The following is a 1,547-nucleotide window of genomic DNA, read 5'->3' on the forward strand; positions in this document are numbered from 1 at the left end:
GTGTAATACCTAGATGTTCATTTAATTTTTCAGATATATCTTGCACATTTTTTTCATTTGGAATGTAATAATAAATACCACCTATACGTTTATCTGTACCTTCTACTTGCATTTTTTCCATTTGTAAATCTGATCCTGCCATATTTCTTGTAATAGAAAGCATGTCATCAAATGTTAAGTTCGTTTTCATATTACTATCAATCGCATCTAATAAAGAACTCATTTTACTAATAGATTGAACCGACATTGCTTTTTTCGCAATTGCTTCTATTACAAGCTGTTGTCTTTGACCACGCATCGCATCACTATCAATTTTACGTGTTCTCGCTAAAGCAAGAGCTTGCTCTCCATTTAAATGTTGATACCCTTTTTCTAAATGAATCATACCTGCTTGGTCTTTACTATCTTGTTCTGTAAATGTAACTGGTACATCAATATCAATACCACCAAGTGAATCAACAATTTTCACAAAAGAATCAAAGTTAAATTTCACATAATAATCCACTGGAACATTTAAAAATCTTTCAACAGTATCACGCGTGCTTTCAACACCACCAAACACATGAGCGTGTGTAATTTTATCTAATTTCTTTCTCGATGGGATATATACGCGAGAATCACGCGGGATACTTACTAATTTTACTGACTTATCATTTTTATTGATTGTAGCTAATAACAGTGCATCCGTACGAACAGCTTCTCCATATTGACCTTTTCGGATATCACTACCATCTACACCCATAATCAAAATCGAGATATTATCCTTTAACGGTTCAACTTCTTTATCACGTTTCGTTGATTTATCAATTTGTGCATATGCATCACTTGCAACTGCTTTAGCTTTATTATATATAAACGAACCATATCCGACCGCTCCAAAAATAAGCAGGAAGAATGGAATCAAAATGAACCATTTTATAGATTTTCTTTTAGAACGTTTCTGCCTGCTTCTTGTATTTTGTTCTAATTCAGAGCTCATGTTCATTCTCCTCTCTTTCTCTTTTCCTAGTATACTCTATGTCTATCAATCTTCATATTGAATTTCATTTCATTCACCTTACATTTTTGTAAGATTTCATCGTAAAAAAAGAAGGAAAATCAATATATATTTCATTTCACATTATACTCTCATGCTTCCTTTTGACAAGTACCAGAAGATAATTCCAAAAATTTCACAGATCCATATATACATGCTAGTAAAAAAATTCCCCACAATTATTACTTTCCCAATCATACCGATGGAATTTAGATAACAGTTGTTAGGCTTGTAATTTCACACCATCATGTTCCGCTGTTAATGCAAATTTTTCAGGACTTACGTCATACATAAAATCTTTCTTTAGACTCCTGCAACCATTCTTGCCTTTCAAATTACATCCCGTTACAGCTGAAATTGATATCATTGTAAGAAGACATACTGCTATCATTTTTTTCATCTTCTGCACCTCCACCAATGAATATACAGGTGGTTTGTTACAAGAATGCGGAAAATAGAAACTAATAATAAAGAAGCCTATTGCAGCTGCGGAATTATAAAGTGAAACTTT

General features: G+C 32.6%; 1 protein-coding gene and 1 pseudogene. Both read right to left on the reverse strand.

All coding sequences use genetic code 11. From position 1 onward, the window contains the following. Nucleotides 1–979, reverse strand: a 979-nt coding sequence (locus tag V7183_RS12655) for an LCP family protein (protein ID WP_335359741.1), incomplete at its 3' end; no start/stop codon positions are given. 283 nt (nt 980–1,262) lie between these two features. After that, nucleotides 1,263–1,451 (reverse strand): annotated as a pseudogene (locus V7183_RS12660) (hypothetical protein); the annotation flags it as partial. Nucleotides 1,452–1,547 lie beyond the last annotated feature (96 nt).

This window comes from Bacillus sp. JJ1127, assembly GCF_036965845.1.
Taxonomy (GTDB): Bacteria; Bacillota; Bacilli; order Bacillales; family Bacillaceae_G; genus Bacillus_A.